The sequence below is a fragment of the Pseudomonas paraversuta genome (assembly GCF_904063065.1).
GTDB lineage: Bacteria > Pseudomonadota > Gammaproteobacteria > Pseudomonadales > Pseudomonadaceae > Aquipseudomonas > Aquipseudomonas paraversuta.
Genome location: NZ_CAJFCL010000004.1, coordinates 1 through 16605, shown reverse-complemented (window position 1 = coordinate 16605; position 16605 = coordinate 1). Strand labels below are relative to the sequence as shown.

Annotated in this window: 17 protein-coding genes and 1 pseudogene; 8 read left to right on the top strand and 10 right to left on the bottom strand. The window is 57.3% G+C overall.

The genetic code is table 11. The features are described from left to right. Positions 1-28 precede the first annotated feature (28 nt). Positions 29-1594 carry a bifunctional protein tyrosine phosphatase family protein/NAD(P)/FAD-dependent oxidoreductase gene (locus tag JQ845_RS09015; protein ID WP_203008913.1) on the top strand — a complete coding sequence of 522 codons (1566 nt, stop codon included), beginning with the start codon at positions 29-31 and terminating at the stop codon, positions 1592-1594. 8 nt (positions 1595-1602) lie between these two features. After that, a complete protein-coding gene (locus tag JQ845_RS09010; protein ID WP_003439305.1) occupies positions 1603-2406 on the top strand; it encodes a sulfite exporter TauE/SafE family protein in 804 nt (267 codons plus the stop codon). A 55-nt stretch (positions 2407-2461) separates the two neighbouring features. Here JQ845_RS09010 and cueR read toward each other — a convergent pair whose 3' ends face one another. Both cueR and JQ845_RS09000 read right to left on the bottom strand, forming a co-directional pair. Then, the gene (gene cueR, locus JQ845_RS09005) at positions 2462-2866 is read right to left on the bottom strand and encodes a Cu(I)-responsive transcriptional regulator (protein WP_003439306.1); all 405 of its coding nucleotides are present in this window, start codon (positions 2864-2866) and stop codon (positions 2462-2464) included. Between the two features lie 43 nt (positions 2867-2909). Next, on the bottom strand, positions 2910-3290 hold the full coding sequence (locus tag JQ845_RS09000) for a hypothetical protein (protein ID WP_003439309.1): 381 nt from the start codon (positions 3288-3290) through the stop codon (positions 2910-2912). 145 nt (positions 3291-3435) lie between these two features. Between JQ845_RS09000 and JQ845_RS08995 the strand changes: the two genes are divergently transcribed. Next, positions 3436-3636, top strand: coding sequence for a heavy-metal-associated domain-containing protein (locus JQ845_RS08995; protein WP_003439311.1), 201 nt, complete (start codon positions 3436-3438; stop codon positions 3634-3636). Between the two features lie 145 nt (positions 3637-3781). Next, on the top strand, positions 3782-4978 hold the full coding sequence (locus tag JQ845_RS08990; protein WP_003439313.1) for a multidrug effflux MFS transporter: 1197 nt from the start codon (positions 3782-3784) through the stop codon (positions 4976-4978). Position 4979: 1 nt separating this feature from the next. Here JQ845_RS08990 and JQ845_RS08985 read toward each other — a convergent pair whose 3' ends face one another. Next, positions 4980-5150: a hypothetical protein gene (locus tag JQ845_RS08985; protein WP_003439315.1), complete on the bottom strand. Its 171-nt coding sequence runs from the start codon at positions 5148-5150 to the stop codon at positions 4980-4982. A 123-nt stretch (positions 5151-5273) separates the two neighbouring features. Further along, positions 5274-6287 (bottom strand): zinc-binding alcohol dehydrogenase family protein, encoded by a 1014-nt coding sequence (locus JQ845_RS08980; RefSeq protein WP_003439317.1) that lies wholly within the window; start codon positions 6285-6287, stop codon positions 5274-5276. A gap of 123 nt (positions 6288-6410) precedes the next feature. On the opposite strand from JQ845_RS08980, the gene JQ845_RS08975 reads away from it, so the two are divergent. Continuing rightward, positions 6411-7328, top strand: coding sequence for a LysR family transcriptional regulator (locus JQ845_RS08975; RefSeq protein ID WP_003439319.1), 918 nt, complete (start codon positions 6411-6413; stop codon positions 7326-7328). 34 nt (positions 7329-7362) lie between these two features. On the opposite strand, the gene JQ845_RS08970 is transcribed toward JQ845_RS08975, so the two are convergent. Next, positions 7363-8316, bottom strand: coding sequence for an adenosine deaminase (locus JQ845_RS08970; protein WP_003439321.1), 954 nt, complete (start codon positions 8314-8316; stop codon positions 7363-7365). Between the two features lie 221 nt (positions 8317-8537). Between JQ845_RS08970 and JQ845_RS08965 the strand changes: the two genes are divergently transcribed. Next, complete coding sequence (locus JQ845_RS08965) at positions 8538-9623, top strand: calcium:cation antiporter (RefSeq protein ID WP_003439324.1); 1086 nt, start codon at positions 8538-8540, stop codon at positions 9621-9623. Positions 9624-9666: 43 nt separating this feature from the next. On the opposite strand, the gene JQ845_RS08960 is transcribed toward JQ845_RS08965, so the two are convergent. From JQ845_RS08960 to JQ845_RS08945, 4 genes are all read right to left on the bottom strand, one after another. Then, complete coding sequence (locus JQ845_RS08960) at positions 9667-10353, bottom strand: SDR family oxidoreductase (RefSeq protein WP_003439327.1); 687 nt, start codon at positions 10351-10353, stop codon at positions 9667-9669. 481 nt (positions 10354-10834) lie between these two features. Next, positions 10835-11437 carry an IMPACT family protein gene (locus JQ845_RS08955; RefSeq protein WP_203008912.1) on the bottom strand — a complete coding sequence of 201 codons (603 nt, stop codon included), beginning with the start codon at positions 11435-11437 and terminating at the stop codon, positions 10835-10837. Positions 11438-11450: 13 nt separating this feature from the next. Then, positions 11451-12101, bottom strand: a complete 651-nt coding sequence (locus JQ845_RS08950; protein WP_003439332.1) for a TetR/AcrR family transcriptional regulator — start codon at positions 12099-12101, stop codon at positions 11451-11453. A gap of 47 nt (positions 12102-12148) precedes the next feature. Further along, positions 12149-13069, bottom strand: coding sequence for a LysR family transcriptional regulator (locus JQ845_RS08945; protein WP_003439335.1), 921 nt, complete (start codon positions 13067-13069; stop codon positions 12149-12151). Positions 13070-13192: 123 nt separating this feature from the next. Between JQ845_RS08945 and aptA the strand changes: the two genes are divergently transcribed. Together aptA and JQ845_RS08935 are read left to right on the top strand one after the other, a co-directional pair. Beyond that, on the top strand, positions 13193-14542 hold the full coding sequence (gene aptA, locus JQ845_RS08940) for an omega-aminotransferase AptA (protein ID WP_003439338.1): 1350 nt from the start codon (positions 13193-13195) through the stop codon (positions 14540-14542). Between the two features lie 85 nt (positions 14543-14627). Further along, entirely contained in the window at positions 14628-16121 is a 1494-nt protein-coding gene (locus JQ845_RS08935) for a CoA-acylating methylmalonate-semialdehyde dehydrogenase (protein ID WP_003439341.1), read from the top strand. A gap of 274 nt (positions 16122-16395) precedes the next feature. Here the strand turns inward: JQ845_RS08935 and JQ845_RS22975 are convergent. Continuing rightward, positions 16396-16605, bottom strand: a pseudogene (locus tag JQ845_RS22975) (hypothetical protein); the annotation flags it as partial.

The window sequence follows — 16605 nt, the reverse complement described above, 5'->3', positions numbered from 1 at the left end:
TTCATTTTTGTTGTGCCTGGAGTGCTCAATGGAGCAAAGCATCAAGCGAATCGACGAGTCATTTTCTGTGACGGGTCAGATCGAGCAGTCTGATCTCCATACTTTAGCCGCGCTGGGGTTTCGCAGTGTGATCTGCAACCGGCCGGATCATGAAGGCGGGCCAGAACAACCCGGGCACACTTCGATGCAGCAAGCCGCCGAAGCCCTGGGCCTGAGCTTTGTTTACCTGCCGGTACAGACCACTGGCGCAACACCGGAGCAAGCGCAGCAGTTGCAGCATCTGCTTGGCGAACTGGCAACCCCTGTTCTGGCCTACTGTCGCACCGGTAACCGCTCTTCGAAGCTCTATCAAGCGGCCACTCTGGGTACCCCGGAAATCAAGCAGTACGACGTGGTTGTGGTCGGCGGTGGCTCGGCGGGCATCTCGGTGTCGGCAAGCCTGTTGAAGCGCGACTCGTCCCTGCGCATCGCGGTGATCGAGCCCAATACCGAGCACTATTATCAGCCTGCGTGGACACTGGTCGGCGGCGGTGCCTACGAGGTCAAGGACACGGTTCGCCCCACCGCGACAGTGATGCCCAAACAGGTTGTATGGATTAAAGCGTCACTGAGCGCTTTTGCCCCGCAACGCAAGGTGGTGTTGCTCAGTGATGGCTCCGAGCTTGGCTATCAGCAATTGATCGTGTGCCCCGGGTTGCAGTTGGCCTGGGAGAACATCGAGGGCCTGGAAGAGACTTTGGGCAAAAACGCGGTCACCTCCAATTATCGCCACGATCTGGCGCCTTACACCTGGGAACTGGTGCGCACCCTGCGTGGCGGCAAAGCGCTGTTTACCCAGCCGGGCATGCCGATCAAGTGTGCCGGTGCTCCGCAAAAAGCCATGTACCTGTCCTGTGATCATTGGCGTAAACAGGGGGTGCTGGATTCGATCGAGGTGCAATTCAATCTGGCGGGAGCAGCGCTGTTCGGCGTCCCGGCGTTTGTCCCGGCGCTGATGATATACGTTGAAGCCTACAACGCCCAATTGGCCTTTCAGTCCAATCTGGTCAAGGTCGATGGCCCGAACAGGACCGCCTGGTTTGATGTGACGGGCGCAGACGGCAACGTGACGCGGGTCGAGAAGAAGTTCGACATGCTGCATGTGGTGCCACCGCAACAGCCCCCCGATGTTATCCGGCGCAGTGAGCTGGCGGATAAAGCCGGCTGGTTTGAGACCGACCCTGCGACCCTGCAGCATCCGCGTTATCCAGACATATTCGCCCTGGGTGATGTATGCGGCACATCCAATGCCAAGACTGCCGCAGCAGCCCGCAAACAGGTGGTGGTAGTGGCTGACAACCTGATCGCCTTGCGCAATGGGGCCGTCTTGCCCAAGCGCTACGATGGCTACGGTTCCTGCCCGCTGACGGTGGAGAAAGGCAAAGTGATTCTGGCCGAGTTCGGTTATGGCGGCAAACTGCTGCCGACGTTCCCGCTGGACCCGACGGTGGCCCGCAAGTCGGCCTGGTTGCTGAAGGCAACCTTGCTCCCCTGGTTCTACTGGAACGGCATGCTCAAGGGGCGCGAGTGGTTCACTGACTGCAAGGCGGACTGAGCCAGATTATGTTGATCATCGTGTTGGGTGTGCTGGTGGGCTTGTTGCTCGGGCTGACGGGAGCAGGCGGGGGGATTCTGGCCATCCCGGCGCTGACGCTGGGCCTGGGCTGGTCTCTGCTCGAGGCGACTCCGGTGGCGCTGCTGGCCGTGGGTATTGCGGCGGCAGTGGGCGCGCTGGACGGTCTGCGCAAGGGGCTGGTGCGTTACAAGGCGGCCGGGCTGATGGCAAGTGCCGGCTGGCTGGCGTCCCCGTTCGGACTGCACCTGGCCAAGCTGTTGCCGGGCACCGCACTGATGGCGATGTTTGGTTGTGTAATGGTATTCGTCAGTGGGCGCATGTTCATGCAGGCCAGAACGGATTGCGCCCACGTGGCTGAGGCTGCGCCTCACAAGAACTGTCGGGTGAACCCTTCCACCGGGCGACTGGAGTGGGATGTAAAGTGCTCCACCACCCTGGCCGCCATTGGTGCGGTGTCGGGCTGGCTCACCGGATTGCTGGGGGTAGGCGGCGGTTTTTTGATTGTCCCGGCCTTCCGGAAATTCAGTGATGTACCTATGCACGGCATTGTTGCTACGTCGCTGATGGTCGTGGCGCTGGTGTCGCTGGGCACTGTGGGGCATCTGTTGTATCAGGGCTTCAGTCTTTCGGGGGATGCGGCTCTGTTTATCGGTGCGACCCTTGGCGGGATGATCGCCGGACGGATGATTGCGCCGAAGGTCTCCGAGCGCCTGATGCAGCAAGGGTTTGCAGTGCTCTGCGCGCTGGTCAGCGTCATGATGATAGGCAAAGTGCTGATGACGGTGTTTTGAGCCGTACTATCTGGGTGCCCGGATTACTGGCAATGGGAGCTACAGCGGCGTGTTTTCAGTGAGTACAACAGGCGCCCGACTCCAGATCCTTGAGGATCGGGCAGTCTGGGCGATGGTCGCCCTGGCAGCTTTCGACCAGCTCATGCAAGGTGTCGCGCAGGCTGGTCAGCTCGCGGATTTTTTGATTCAACTCATCAATGTGCTGACGGGCCAGGGCTTTAACATCGCCGCTGGCGCGCTGGCGGTCTTGCCAGAGGGCCAGCAGTTTGCCGACCTCATCCAGTGAAAAGCCCAGATCACGGGAGCGTTTGATAAACGCCAGTGTGTGCAGGTCATCGTCGCTGTAAAGACGGTATCCGCTATCGCTGCGGTTCGCGGGTTTGAGCAGCCCGATGGACTCGTAATAACGAATCATCTTGGCACTCAAGCCACTGTGCCTTGCGGCCTGGCCGATATTCATGACGCTCGCCTCATTACTCAAGATTCCCGGGTGTGCACCGCAATCAGTATTCCAGCCTGGCGGGCTTGAGGTACATGCCGTCCTTGCCCAGGGCGATGCGGTATTTGCGCACATCCCCGGCTTTTAAAGAGAATTGCTGGGCCGGCGGTACCAGCATGCCCGGCAAGCAGCCCGGCGCCTGGCCCGGTAAAAGCTTGAGGCGGATACCCACAGTGGCTGGCGGCAGATTGAACGCCAGGGTTTGTTCCTGAAACAAACGCCCTGCCAACTGGTCATCTATATACACCCCGACTTCGCAGCTGGTCGGTACTTCAAGGCGCTCACGGGAGATGATCAAAACCCCGTAGTCCTGATCGGCATGTGCCCATAGCGGCACACTGACAAGACCCAAAAGGCTGACTAGGCTCAAAGCGGACCAGCGCATGGCTAAGTATCCTGTGTTAAATCCCATGGCTGCAGCTTGGCCGAGCGGGGGACAGATTGCCAGCGCGCGATAGCAACACGGGGCTTGACCTTGCCATGGTGGGAAGGTGAAAGCTGCAGGCCTCTCAAACCAAGGAGCAATTATCTTGCAAACATTCAAAGTAGACGGAATGACCTGTGGTGGCTGTGTGCGTGGGGTAACCAACGCCATTCAGCGGATCGATCCGAATTCGAAAGTTGAGGTCGATCTGGAGACCAAGACCGTAAAAGTCGAGAGCGTGCTGCCGTCACTGGAAATCATCGACGCCATTACCAATGCCGGATTCGAGGCGCGTACCGCCCATTAATGCAGGCTCTCTGCTGGCGCGCAGTGGCGCCTGCAGCGCTTGGGTCAGTCTGGTTTATTAGCTAGCTGGCTATCGTTATGTTCAAGTTCTGTAACCACAGCTAGACTATCGGGCTGCGCCAACCGCAGCTCGATTTGGATACCTGATGAACTTTAGAACAATCCTGATTTTAGGCGCCCTGAGCGCCTTCGGTCCTTTGGCAATCGACTTCTATCTGCCGGGCTTCCCGGCGATGGCACAGGCTTTTGCAACAGATGAACAACATATCCAGCTAACGCTGGCAGTTTACTTCCTGGGCTTGTCCATCGGCCAGTTGGCCTATGGGCCGATCGCAGACCGTTTTGGTCGACGCATTCCGCTGCTGGTGGGTGTCGGCCTGTTCACTGCGGCCTCCCTGGCCTGTGCATTTGCCCCCACCCTGGAATGGTTGATTGGTGCCCGATTCGTTCAGGCGCTGGGCGGTTGCGCGGGCATGGTGCTATCGCGGGCGATTGTCAGTGATAAATGCGACGCGGTAGGTTCGGCCAAGGTGTTTTCGCAACTGATGCTGGTAATGGGGCTGGCACCGATTCTGGCGCCGATGCTCGGTGGTCTGCTGGTCAATCTGCATGGCTGGCAGTCGATCTTTATCGTGTTGACGGTGTTCAGTGCTCTGGCGGCCGTGGCCGTGGCGCTGGGTCTGCCGGAAAGCCTGCCCGCCAATGTGCCGCGCCAGCCTTTGTCGGGGGCCTTGCGTCAATATGGCCGCCTGCTCAAGGACCGTGAATTCCTGGGGCATGCACTCACCGGCGGGATCGCGATGGCCGGGATGTTTGCCTACATTGCGGGTTCACCTTTCGTATTTATCAAACTCTACGGCGTACCGGCAGAGCATTACGGCTGGCTGTTTGGCAGCAATGCCGCAGGCTTTATTTTGGTGGCGCAGGTCAATGCCCGGTTGCTGGCCAGACGCGGGCCGGCCTTTTTGCTGGCGCGTACGGTGTGGGTTTATCTGGCGGCCGGTCTGGTGTTGCTGGGCATTAGTGCCTTGCACACAGAGCAGCTGTGGCCGTTGCTGATCCCGTTGTTTATCTGTATTGCCAGCCTGGGCTGCATCATCCCCAACGCTTCTGCCTGCGCCATGAGCGGGCAGGGCGCGCGGGCCGGCAGTGCTTCGGCCATGCTCGGCTGTTTGCAGTTCAGTGTGGCCGCAGCCGCAGCTTCATTGGTCGGCGTGTTGCACGATGGCACGGCGCTGCCAATGGCGATGGTGATCACCTTGTGCGGGGTACTGGCGGTGGCTATCGGGATGGCGACCCGGCGTGTCTATAGCGCCCGGATCGCCGCTCAAGAGCCGGTCTGAATCAGCCCGCCAAAGGTGCGGGCAGTACATGGGGGGCTTGCAGGCGGGACTGCAGCTTGTCCACAAAGGCGCGAGCCTCGGCCTCGCTGCGAAAATTGACGGCTTGCTGGTCGAGTTGAACCTGCCATTGGCAGTCACGGGATCTTGCTAACGCTTTTATCAGGATTTTCATTACTGGCCTCCCTTGGTTCGCAAAGGAGGCCAGTGTATTACCGAATCCCCGGTGAAATATGTCAGGGATCAAGTCTCTGACTGACGGTTGAAACTGGCGCTTTCAGCCTCGCGTCATGCCAGATCAGAACCCTTCTAGCACAATCTTGCCTTTGGACTTGCCGCTTTCCAGCAGCGTATGGGCGCGGCGCAGGTTGGCCGCGTTGATGGTGCCGAAGTGCTCGCCAACGGTGGTGCGCAAAGTGCCGGCATCGATCAGTTCGGCCACCCGGTTGAGCAGATGATGTTGCTCGATCATGTCCGGCGTTTCGAACAGCGAACGGGTGTACATGAACTCCCAGTGCAGCGACAGGCTCTTGCGCTTGAGCTTGGTAATGTCGAGGGCCTTGGGGTCGTCGATCAGGGCCAGTTTGCCCTGGGGAGCCAGTGCTTCGACCAGTTGATCCAGGTGCTGATCGGTCTGGGTCAGGCTGGCGACGTGGGTAACGCTGTTGATGCCCTGGTGTTTGAGCGCTTCGCTCAGGGGCTGACGGTGATCGACAATGAGGTCTGCGCCCAACTCCCGTACCCAGGCTTGGGTCTCGGGGCGCGATGCGCTGCCAATTACCTTGAGTGCCGTGAGCTGGCTGGCCAGTTGAGTCAGGATCGAGCCGACACCTCCGGCCGCGCCGACAATCAACAGGCTCTGTTGCTGGTCGACCTTGCCCTCATTAATGCCAAGCCGTTCAAACAACAGTTCCCAGGCGGTGATTGCGGTCAGTGGCAGCGCCGCGGCTTCGGCGAAACCGAGGCTCTTGGGCATGTGACCGACGATCCGCTCATCCACCACATGACGTTCGCTGTTGGCGCCGGCGCGGGCGATGGAGCCTGCATAGAACACCTTGTCGCCAACCTTGAACAGGCTCGCCTCACTGCCAACCGCCTTGACCACACCGGCGACGTCCCATCCCAGCACTTTGGCTTCGCCGTCTTGCGGTTGTACGTTCTGCCGGACTTTGGTGTCCACCGGGTTCACGGAAATGGCTTTTACTTCAACCAGCAGGTCGCGAGGGCCGGCAATCGGCTCTGGCAGTTCGATGTCTTGCAGGGCTTGGGGGTCTTGAATCGGTAGCGACTGGTAATAGGCGATAGCTTTCATGGGACAAGTCCTGAAGGAGATTAAGAAAGTAGAACCATGATTAGCTATTTCGTGGAATGATAAAACCGGCTAAAACAGCAGTCTCTTTCAATATTTTATTGATAATTCCCGGGTGTGTTTTCAATGCTGCGTTTCGATGACCTGCAACTGTTTGTTCGCGCCGCAGACCTGGGCAGTTTGTCGGCAGCAGCACGGGTAATGGACATGTCGCCAGCGGTGGCCAGTGCGGCGCTCAAGCGCATCGAGGCGCAGCTGAATACCCGGCTGCTGGCCCGATCCACCCGGAGTTTGCGGCTGACTGCAGAAGGTGAAGGTTTTCTCGAATATGCGCGTACGGCATTAAGCAGTCTGGATGAAGGACGGCGCTTGCTGGCTCGTGGGCAAGATCAGGTCAGTGGGGTGCTGCAGCTGTCGGCCCCCTCGGACTTCGGGCGTAATTTACTGCTGCCCTGGCTGGATCAGTTTCAGCGTGAGCACCCGAAGCTCACGGTGCGTTTGTTGCTGGGGGACCGAATTGCCGACCTGTTCCGTCAGCCGGTAGATATCGCCTTGCGCTACGGTGAGCCTGAAGACTCCAGCCTGGTGGCCTTGCCGGTGGCGGCAGACAATCGCCGGGTGCTGTGTGCGTCCCCTGACTACCTGGTGCGCAAGGGCGAGCCGCGTCAGCTCGAACAGCTGTTGCAACACAATTGCCTGCTGTACATGCTCGGCACGCGAGTCCACGACTATTGGCAATTCAATGATGGCAAGCGTGAGCTTGGGCTGACGGTCAGTGGCGACCGGTTCAGTGACGATGCCGATGTGGTGCGCTTGTGGGCGTTGGCCGGGGCCGGGATTGCCTACAAATCCTGGCTGGATGTAGCGGGGGATGTGACTTCGGGCCGGCTCAAGGTGCTGTTGCCCGAGCTGACCTGTGAGCGGGCGCCGTTGAACCTGCTGTGCGGCCATCGTGCGCAACTGAGCAAGCCGGTGAGGTTACTACACGACATGCTGGTTGAGCGGTGCGCGGGGTTGGCCCGCGACCGAGGCCGTCAAGGCTGACTGTGGGAGCCGGCAGCCAGCTCCCACAACAGGTTTACGGCTTGATCAAGCGTGCATCCAGGCTGTTTTGCGCCAGACGCTTGGCCTGATCCTGGGTCATGCCCAGGTCGGTGTACAGGGCGTGGAAGTTTTCGGTCATGTAACCACCGAAATAGGCCGGGTCATCGGAATTGACGGTCACCTTCACGCCGCGCTCGAGCATGTCGAGAATGTTGTGCTGCGACATGTGATCAAACACGCAGAGTTTGGTATTCGAGAGCGGGCACACGGTCAGCGGGATTTGCTCGTCGATAATGCGCTGCATCAGACGCTCGTCTTCAATCGCCCGTACACCGTGGTCGATGCGCTGGATTTTGAGCAGATCGAGCGCCTCCCAGATGTACTCCGGCGGGCCCTCTTCGCCGGCGTGGGCGACGGTGAGAAAGCCTTCGTGACGGGCGCGATCGAAGACGCGCTGGAACTTGCTCGGCGGGTGGCCCATTTCTGAGCTGTCGAGGCCAACGGCGACAAATGCTTCGCGAAATGGCAGTGCCTGGTCGAGGGTTTTTTCCGCTTCTTCTTCACTCAAGTGACGCAGAAAACTCAGGATCAGACCGCTGGTGATACCCAGTTGCTGCTCGCCGTCCTTGAGTGCGCTGGCGATGCCGTTGAGCACCACTTCGAAGGGAATCCCGCGGTCAGTGTGGGTTTGCGGGTCGAAGAAGGGTTCAGTGTGAATCACATTCTGCGCCTTGCAACGCAGCAGGTAGGCCCAGGTCAGGTCGTAGAAATCCTGGGACGTACGCAATACGTCTGCACCCTTGTAATACAGGTCGAGGAACTCTTGCAGGTTGTTGAAGGCATACGCTTTGCGCAAGGTTTCAACGTCGTTCCAGGGCAGGGCAATCTTGTTGCGCTCAGCCAGAGCGAACAGCAGTTCGGGTTCCAGGGATCCCTCAAGATGCATGTGCAGTTCAGCTTTTGGCAGGGCGTTGAGCCAGTCGTACATAAAAAATTCTCATTAAATCAGGTGCAGATCCCAGCATTCTACAGGCGTGCTGCTACACATTTGGTAAAACCCGACCAAGCTATTTGTCGCAGCGGACGGTTGCCAGGTGTGACAGAGACCTGGACGGGCGGGCCTGTGAACTAACATGTAACGAAACGTTAGCAAGTTGTGGAAGTCTGTAACCCATCAACCTGTGTTTGTTTACTGGCAAAAGGCCCGCAATGCTGACTCTATTGAAAGACGAAAAACTGCTGTTGCTGGCGATCGTGATGGTGGCGCTGGCTTACCCGCTGGAGCATTGGCTACTGAGCAACGGCCAGATTACCGCCCTGGCAGCAGGGGTTGTGCTTGTGGCGGCGATTGTGTGTGCCTCGATGCGCGTGGCCCATCACGCCGAGGTACTGGCAGAAAAAGTCGGCGATCCCTATGGCACTATGATCCTTACCTTGTCCGCCGTTTTGGTCGAGGTGGTGATCCTGGCCATCATGATGAGCAACGAAGCATCACCGACCCTGGTACGGGACACGATTTACTCTGCGGTCATGCTCGACATCAATGGCATTCTCGGCCTGGCGGCACTGATGGGCGGGATCAAACATGGCGAGCAGTCCTACAACGATGATTCGGCCCGCACCTACACGGTGATGATTCTTACTGCCATGGGGGTGTCCATGGTGGTGCCGGAGTTTATCCCCGAGGCTGACTGGAAAATTTACTCGGCCTTCACCATCGGCGCGATGGTATTGCTCTACACCCTGTTTTTGCGGATGCAGGTCGGGCCGCACAGTTACTTCTTCAGTTACAGCTACCCGGACAAGAAACGCCGCAAGGGTGAGCACAAAGAAGAGCCGGCGAACCTCAAACTGTCGGTAACCGTGCTGGCACTGGGGGTTATCGTGATTGGTGCGCTGGCAGAGGTGATGTCCAAAACCCTGGACCTTGGTCTTGAGGGCACGGGCGCACCGCCGGTGATCACGGCCATTGTGGTGGCCGCAATTTCGGCCGCGCCGGAAATCCTCACGGCCCTGCGTGCCGCATTGGCCAATCGCATGCAGTCGGTGGTTAATGTGGCGTTGGGCGCTTCATTGTCCACGGTGATTCTGACGGTGCCGGTGATGGAGGCAATGGCACTGTATACCGGTCAGCCGTTTCAGATGGCCATGACCCCGGTGCAGACAGTGATGGTGCTGATTACCCTGGTGGTCTGTGCCATCAACCTCAATGACGGTGAAACCAATGCCATCGAGGGCATGACCCACTTCGTGCTGTTTGCGACTTTTATCATGCTGTCGTTGCTGGGGCTTTAACCACCGCTGAGCCCGGTCCGTCGGGAGCGGGCTCAGCGGTTGCTTACCAGGGAATTGTCTGGCCTTTGTAGTCGATAAAGTGATGGCCGCCTTTGCCTGCGTAGGCTTTGACTTGTTCAACGAGGCCCCGGGTGCTGGTTTCGACATCGATCTCGGCACCTTCGCCGCCCATGTCGGTTTTTACCCAGCCCGGATGCATGGAGAGAACGGTGGGATTGTTGTCCCCCAGTTCCTGATGCACAAAGGTCGTGGTCATGGAGTTGAGTGCAGCCTTGCTGGCTTTATAGAGCGCCATTTCAGGCGCGTCCGGCACAGTGATGCTGCCCAGCACCGAACTCATGAAGGCCAGTACGCCGCTGTCTTTTCGGACTTTACTGACAAACGCTTTCGCCAGATTAATTGGCGCCACGCTGTTGGTATAAAACAACTGGCCAACCTCAGCCAGGGTTGCGTTGCCCGACCATTGATCATCCGGGCCTTTGATGCCGGCATTGATGAACAGCAGGTCGAAGACCTGGTTGTTCAACCTGTTGCTCAATGCCTTGATGGCCTGGTGGTTGTCGATGTCCAGTTGCTCAATGCTCACTTGGCCCAGTGATTTCAAGGCGTCGGCTTTATTGGGATCGCGGACAGTCGCGGTGACTTGCCAGCCGTCCTTGAGTAACTCTTTGACCAGGCCCAGTCCCAATCCGCGTGAAGCTCCGATAATCAGTGCATGTTTTGCTGTCATGAGTAGCGTCCTTCTAGAGCTAAAGGGAATTCACCGTAAAGGTTTTTACTCCATCGCTGTGCGAGTGCCCAGCTTTGAGGTGTGGGCCTGTTCCTTTGTTCAGGTAGGAGAGAGTTTCAGGGCGCGTCAGGCTATGGTTGTTTAAATGTCGTTTTGGTTAAAAAACGTACAAAGATAAGCAGGCGTTACGCAGATTGAATTCGCGGGGTATTTGCACGGGTTATCCACAGGTTGTTCCACAGTAACTGTGTGCAACTTCGGTTGAGGGGTATAAGCACCGGGCTGCTTTGTTCTAACCGCGATAACCTTGTCTAAATGACTGTTTTTAAATAGATTTTCTTTGTTTTGAAGAAAGCAGGTCAAAAAACGTACAAACCTGTGCAATGCCCGTGACACAAGGGCTGCAGCCTTGTGTACTCAGGTTATCCACAGTTGGGTGCACAGTGACTGTGGGCAAGTCCGGGGGAAGGATATGGCGTATTTACTCCTCTGTGCCGAGCTCGCGCCGGTGCAGCAAAATCCTGCCGCGACTGATACTGGCCAGTTGTTGCTGTAGAGGGGCGATCTGTTCTTCGGCCAGTGCCAGTTGCAGGTCAACGCCATTGGCGGTGAAGGTTTCATTGATCAGCAAACCTCCTGATTCGGCCACCCGCAGTTTAATCAGTGCCAGTTCGCTGAAGTTGCACGAGCAGTCCAGCGCAACACGGCTAATCAACCTCAGCTTTTCTGCGCCCTGCAGGCATTTGTTGGCGCCGCCGCCGTAAGCCCGTGCCAGCCCGCCGGTTCCCAGCTGGATGCCGCCATACCAGCGAATGACCAGTACCACGACCTGATCGCAGTCCTGGGCCTCGATAGCTGACAGTATCGGCCGGCCAGCGGTGCCGCCGGGTTCGCCGTCGTCACTGCTGCGATATTGATCACCGTGTTTCCAGGCCCAGCAATTGTGCGAGGCATTCAGGTCGCTATGTTGCTCGATAAAGTCCTGTGCCTGTTGAGCATTGGTGATCGGCGCGGCGAGGGTGATAAAGCGGCTTTTTCGGATTTCTTCGCGGTATTCGCAAAGACCCAGGAGGGTCGAAGGCATGTCGGTTCCAGACTTAGACGGTAGGCGTCAGGCCGCAGCCTTTGAGGATGATACGGATCAGGTTGTCGCTGGCGTCTTGCATGTCTTGCCTGGTCAAACGCGAGCGCCCCGATACGCGGCAGATTTGGGTCGCGAAGTCAGCGTAATGCTGGGTGCTGCCCCATAACAGGAAAATCAGGTGTACCGGGTCGACCGGGTCCATTTTTCCGGCATCTATCCAGGCTTGAAACACGGCCGCCCGGCCCTGGAACCAAATGCGGTAGTCCTGGGTGAAGTATTCGGTCAGACAGGCGCCACCGCTGATGATTTCCATTGCAAATACACGGGAGGCCTGTGGCTGTTGGCGTGAGAACTCCATCTTGGCGCGGATGTAACGGCTGAGTGCCTGGGCCGGATCGTCTGCGGCGGTCAGGGTATTGAAGGTGCGGTCCCACAATTCGATGATATTGCTCAATACCGCAATATAGAGCCCCAGCTTGTTGGTGAAGTAGTAGTGCAGGTTGGCTTTTGGCAGGCCGGCCTTGAGCGCGATGGTGTTCATGCTGGTGCCTTTGAACCCATGACGGGCAAATTCATCCTCTGCGGCCTTGAGAATGACCTCTTCGTTCTTTTGACGAATACGGCCAGCCGGCTTGCCATCGTGGGCGGGGATTTCAAAGGTCATAGGTTTTCCAGAGCAATCTTTGTGGGAGCTTTCGCTGCAGTTTCACGTTAGCGCGTCGCTTCCAGGCTCTCAAGGAAACTTTCCAGCACCAGATGCGGACGTCGACCTTTACGTGTGACCGAGGCCAGACTCAAGTCATAAAAGCGGGTTTTGGCTTTCAAGGCCCGCAGGCGGCCTTGTTGCACCCACAGGCTGGCGTAATGATCGGGCAGGTAGCCGATGTAGCGCCCGGTCAGAATCAGAAAAGCCATGCCTTCGCGATCTGACGCGCTGGCGGTGCAATTAAGTGCCTGGTAGTGCGCCTGGATCTCGGAAGGCAGGCGGAAAGTAGGGGCAATGGCATCCTGTTCGTTGAGACGCTGGTCGGCCAGTTGCCGATCATCGACATAAAACAACGGGTGGCCCACAGCGCAATAGAGCAGTGAGCGCTCGCTGTACAACGGTTGGTACTCAAGACCCGACAGCGCACTTGCCTGGGGTACGACGCCTACATGCAAGCGGCCGTCGAGAACCCCTTGCTCTACTTCATTGGGGGCGATCATTCGAATGTGAATTTGTACATCGGGCCCGCGCTCTTTGAGTTGGGACAGGGCATGGGTGATACGCATGTGGGGCAGGGTGACCAGGTTGTCGGTTAGCCCAATCGTCAGTTCACCGCGCAGGTGGTGATGCAGGCCGTTGACCTCGGTACGAAAACTTTCGAGTGCCCCCAGCAACTGGAGTGATGACTGATAAACCTCGCGGCCTTCTTCTGTCAGAGAAAATCCCGCCCGCCCACGCTGACACAGGCGTAAACCCAGTCGTTGTTCCAGGTCACTCATCTGCTGACTGATGGCCGAGCGGCCAATGCCGAGCACCGTTTCTGCCGCCGAGAACCCGCCGCATTCCACCACGCTGCGGAAAATACGCAGCAATCGAATATCAAAATCGCTGACTTGGGCCAGTGCATCGGGACGACGGCTGCTCATAGTTTAGTGGAGGCCTGACTAAAGGTTAGAAGAGTTGGATTTCACCGACTTTATAGCCATGGCAATTTAGCTGCAACAACGCTTTCAATCCCACGCCGCTTTCTGCTCTGCGAGGTTTTGCCCATGAACATGCCTGAAAACGCCGAAATAACAGTGACTAGCCAGCTCAAGCTGGATGCCCACTGGATGCCTTACACCGCTAACCGTAACTTCCATCGTGACCCGCGTTTTATCGTGGGGGCCAAAGGGAGCTATTTGACGGACGATAAGGGTCGGCAAATTTACGATTCACTGTCAGGTCTATGGACCTGTGGCGCAGGGCATACCCGCAAAGAAATTCAGGAAGCTGTTTCAAAGCAGTTGGGCACCCTCGATTACTCGCCGGCGTTCCAGTACGGGCATCCACTGTCGTTCCAGCTGGCCGAGAAGATCACTGAGCTGACGCCGGGCAACCTGAATCACGTGTTCTTCACTGACTCGGGTTCGGAGTGCGCGGATACCGCAGTGAAAATGGTCCGCGCTTACTGGCGCTTGAAAGGCCAGTCGAGCAAAACCAAGATGATTGGTCGTGCTCGTGGATATCACGGGGTGAACATCGCGGGTACCAGTCTGGGCGGTGTGAACGGCAACCGTAAGATGTTTGGTCAGGCGATGATGGATGTTGATCATCTGCCGCACACACTGCTGGCCAGCAACGCGTTCTCTCGCGGTATGCCCGAGTTGGGCGGGATTGCATTGGCCGATGAACTGCTCAAGTTGATCGAACTGCATGACGCTTCGAACATCGCGGCCGTGTTTGTGGAGCCGATGGCAGGCTCTGCCGGTGTGCTGGTGCCGCCACAGGGTTATCTGAAACGTCTGCGTGAAATCTGTGATCAGCACAACATCCTGCTGGTCTTTGATGAGGTGATTACCGGGTTTGGTCGCACAGGCTCGATGTTCGGTGCCGACAGCTTCGGTGTGACGCCAGACTTGATGTGTATTGCCAAGCAGGTCACTAACGGTGCGATCCCTATGGGCGCAGTGATTGCTACCAGCGAGATCTATCACACCTTCATGAATCAACCGACGCCTGAGTACGCGGTTGAATTCCCGCACGGGTATACCTATTCGGCTCATCCGGTGGCGTGTGCTGCGGGTCTGGCGGCCCTGGATCTTTTGCAAAAAGAAAACCTGGTGCAGAGCGTGGCGCAAGTTGCACCGCATTTCGAGAATGCGTTGCATGGTCTGAAGGGCGTGAAGAACGTCATCGATATTCGCAACTACGGCCTGGCCGGTGCGATTCAGATTGCTCCGCGCGATGGCGATGCGATTGTGCGCCCGTTCGATGCCGCGATGAAGTTGTGGAAGGCCGGCTTCTACGTGCGTTACGGCGGTGACACTCTGCAATTCGGGCCGACTTTCAATAGCAAGCCGCAGGAACTGGATCGCCTGTTCGATGCGGTCGGCGAAGCGCTGAATCAGATCGACTGATTTCTTCTATCTATATAGAAGGGACTTTTTTGAATTTTGACAGGCGCGCACTGTTCGCGCCTGTGGACAACTTTTTGGAGCTCCAATGAGCACGATTCAACATTTGATCAATGGCGAGATGGTAAGTGATTCTGGCCGCACTGCCGATGTGTACAACCCGTCGACCGGTAAAGTGATTCATCAGGTGCCACTGGCCAGTCGCGAGACTATTCAACAAGCTATCGATGCCGCCAAAGCAGCATTCCCGGTGTGGCGTAATACGCCTGCGGCCAAACGCGCTCAAGTGATGTTCCGTTTCAAGCAACTTCTGGAACAGAACGAAGCACGCATCTCGCAGTTGATCAGTGAAGAGCATGGCAAGACGCTGGAAGACGCAGCCGGTGAGTTGAAGCGTGGAATCGAGAACGTCGAGTACGCCTGTTCTGCTCCTGAAATCCTGAAGGGCGAATACAGCCGTAACGTAGGACCGAACATTGATGCCTGGTCGGACTTCCAGCCATTGGGTGTGGTGGCGGGGATTACGCCTTTCAACTTCCCGGCCATGGTGCCGCTGTGGATGTATCCGCTGGCCATTGTGTGCGGTAACTGTTTCATTCTGAAGCCGTCGGAACGTGACCCGAGCTCGACGCTGTTGATTGCCCAGTTGTTGCAGGAAGCCGGTTTGCCTAAAGGCGTAATGAACGTGGTCCATGGTGACAAGACCGCTGTGGATGCATTGATCGAAGCGCCAGAAGTGAAGGCCTTGAGTTTTGTCGGGTCGACGCCGATTGCCGAATACATCTATGCCGAAGGCACTAAGCGCGGCAAGCGCGTTCAGGCTTTGGGCGGTGCCAAGAACCATGCGGTATTGATGCCGGATGCCGATCTGGATAACGCGGTCAATGCTTTGATGGGCGCTGCCTATGGTTCGTGCGGCGAGCGTTGCATGGCGATTTCGGTTGCAGTGTGTGTAGGCGATCAGGTGGCCGATGCACTGGTGGCCAAGTTGGTTCCGCAAATCAAGGCGTTGAAAATTGGCGCAGGTACTTCGTGCGGTCTGGATATGGGCCCACTGGTTTCCGGTCAGGCCCGTGACAAGGTCAGCGGCTATGTCCAGGACGGTGTGACGGCAGGTGCTGAGCTGGTGGTTGATGGGCGCGGGTTAAGCGTCAAGGATCACGAAGATGGCTTCTTCCTGGGTGGTTGCCTGTTTGACCGCGTGACACCCGAGATGCGCATCTATAAAGAAGAGATTTTTGGTCCGGTACTTTGCATCGTGCGGGTTAATAGCCTGGAAGCGGCAATGCAACTGATCAACGATCATGAATATGGCAACGGTACGTGTATCTTCACCCGTGATGGTGAAGCGGCGCGTCTGTTTTGCGACGAGATTGAAGTGGGGATGGTGGGCGTTAACGTTCCGCTGCCGGTGCCGGTGGCTTACCACAGCTTTGGCGGATGGAAACGTTCGCTGTTTGGCGACCTGCATGCGTACGGGCCGGATGGTGTGCGCTTTTACACGCGCCGCAAGGCAATCACCCAGCGCTGGCCGCAACGCGCTAGCCATGAGGCATCGCAGTTTGCATTTCCGAGTCTGTAAGACTCGCGAAAGCGCTATATAGATGAAGAGAGGCCAGCCGCCAGGCTGGCCTCTGCTTTTGGGGGCATTAAAGGCAATATGACACTAATGTGAAATTAGTCCTTGACCCAGAATTCCAACGGCCTATAATGCGCCCACTTCCGGCGCAGTCGAAACGGAAAACTCCTTGAGTTTCAATGAGTTGGATGGTTCTTCGGCAGTGTCAGCTTCAAGTCATCGAAGCAGGAAATGAGGTGTTGACAGCAGCGTGTAACGCTGTAAAATTCGCCTCCCGCTAACGAGAGATCGAAAGCGCAAGTGGTTGATGTTGCAAAGGAAACTTTGAAAACATCTGAAAATAACCGCTTGACAGCAACAGAGGCTGCTGTAGAATGCGCGCCTCGGTTGAGCGAAAGCTTAACCAACCGCTCTTTAACAACTGAATCAAGCAATTCGTGTGGGTGCTTGTGGAGTCAGACTGATAGTCAACAAGATTATCAGCATC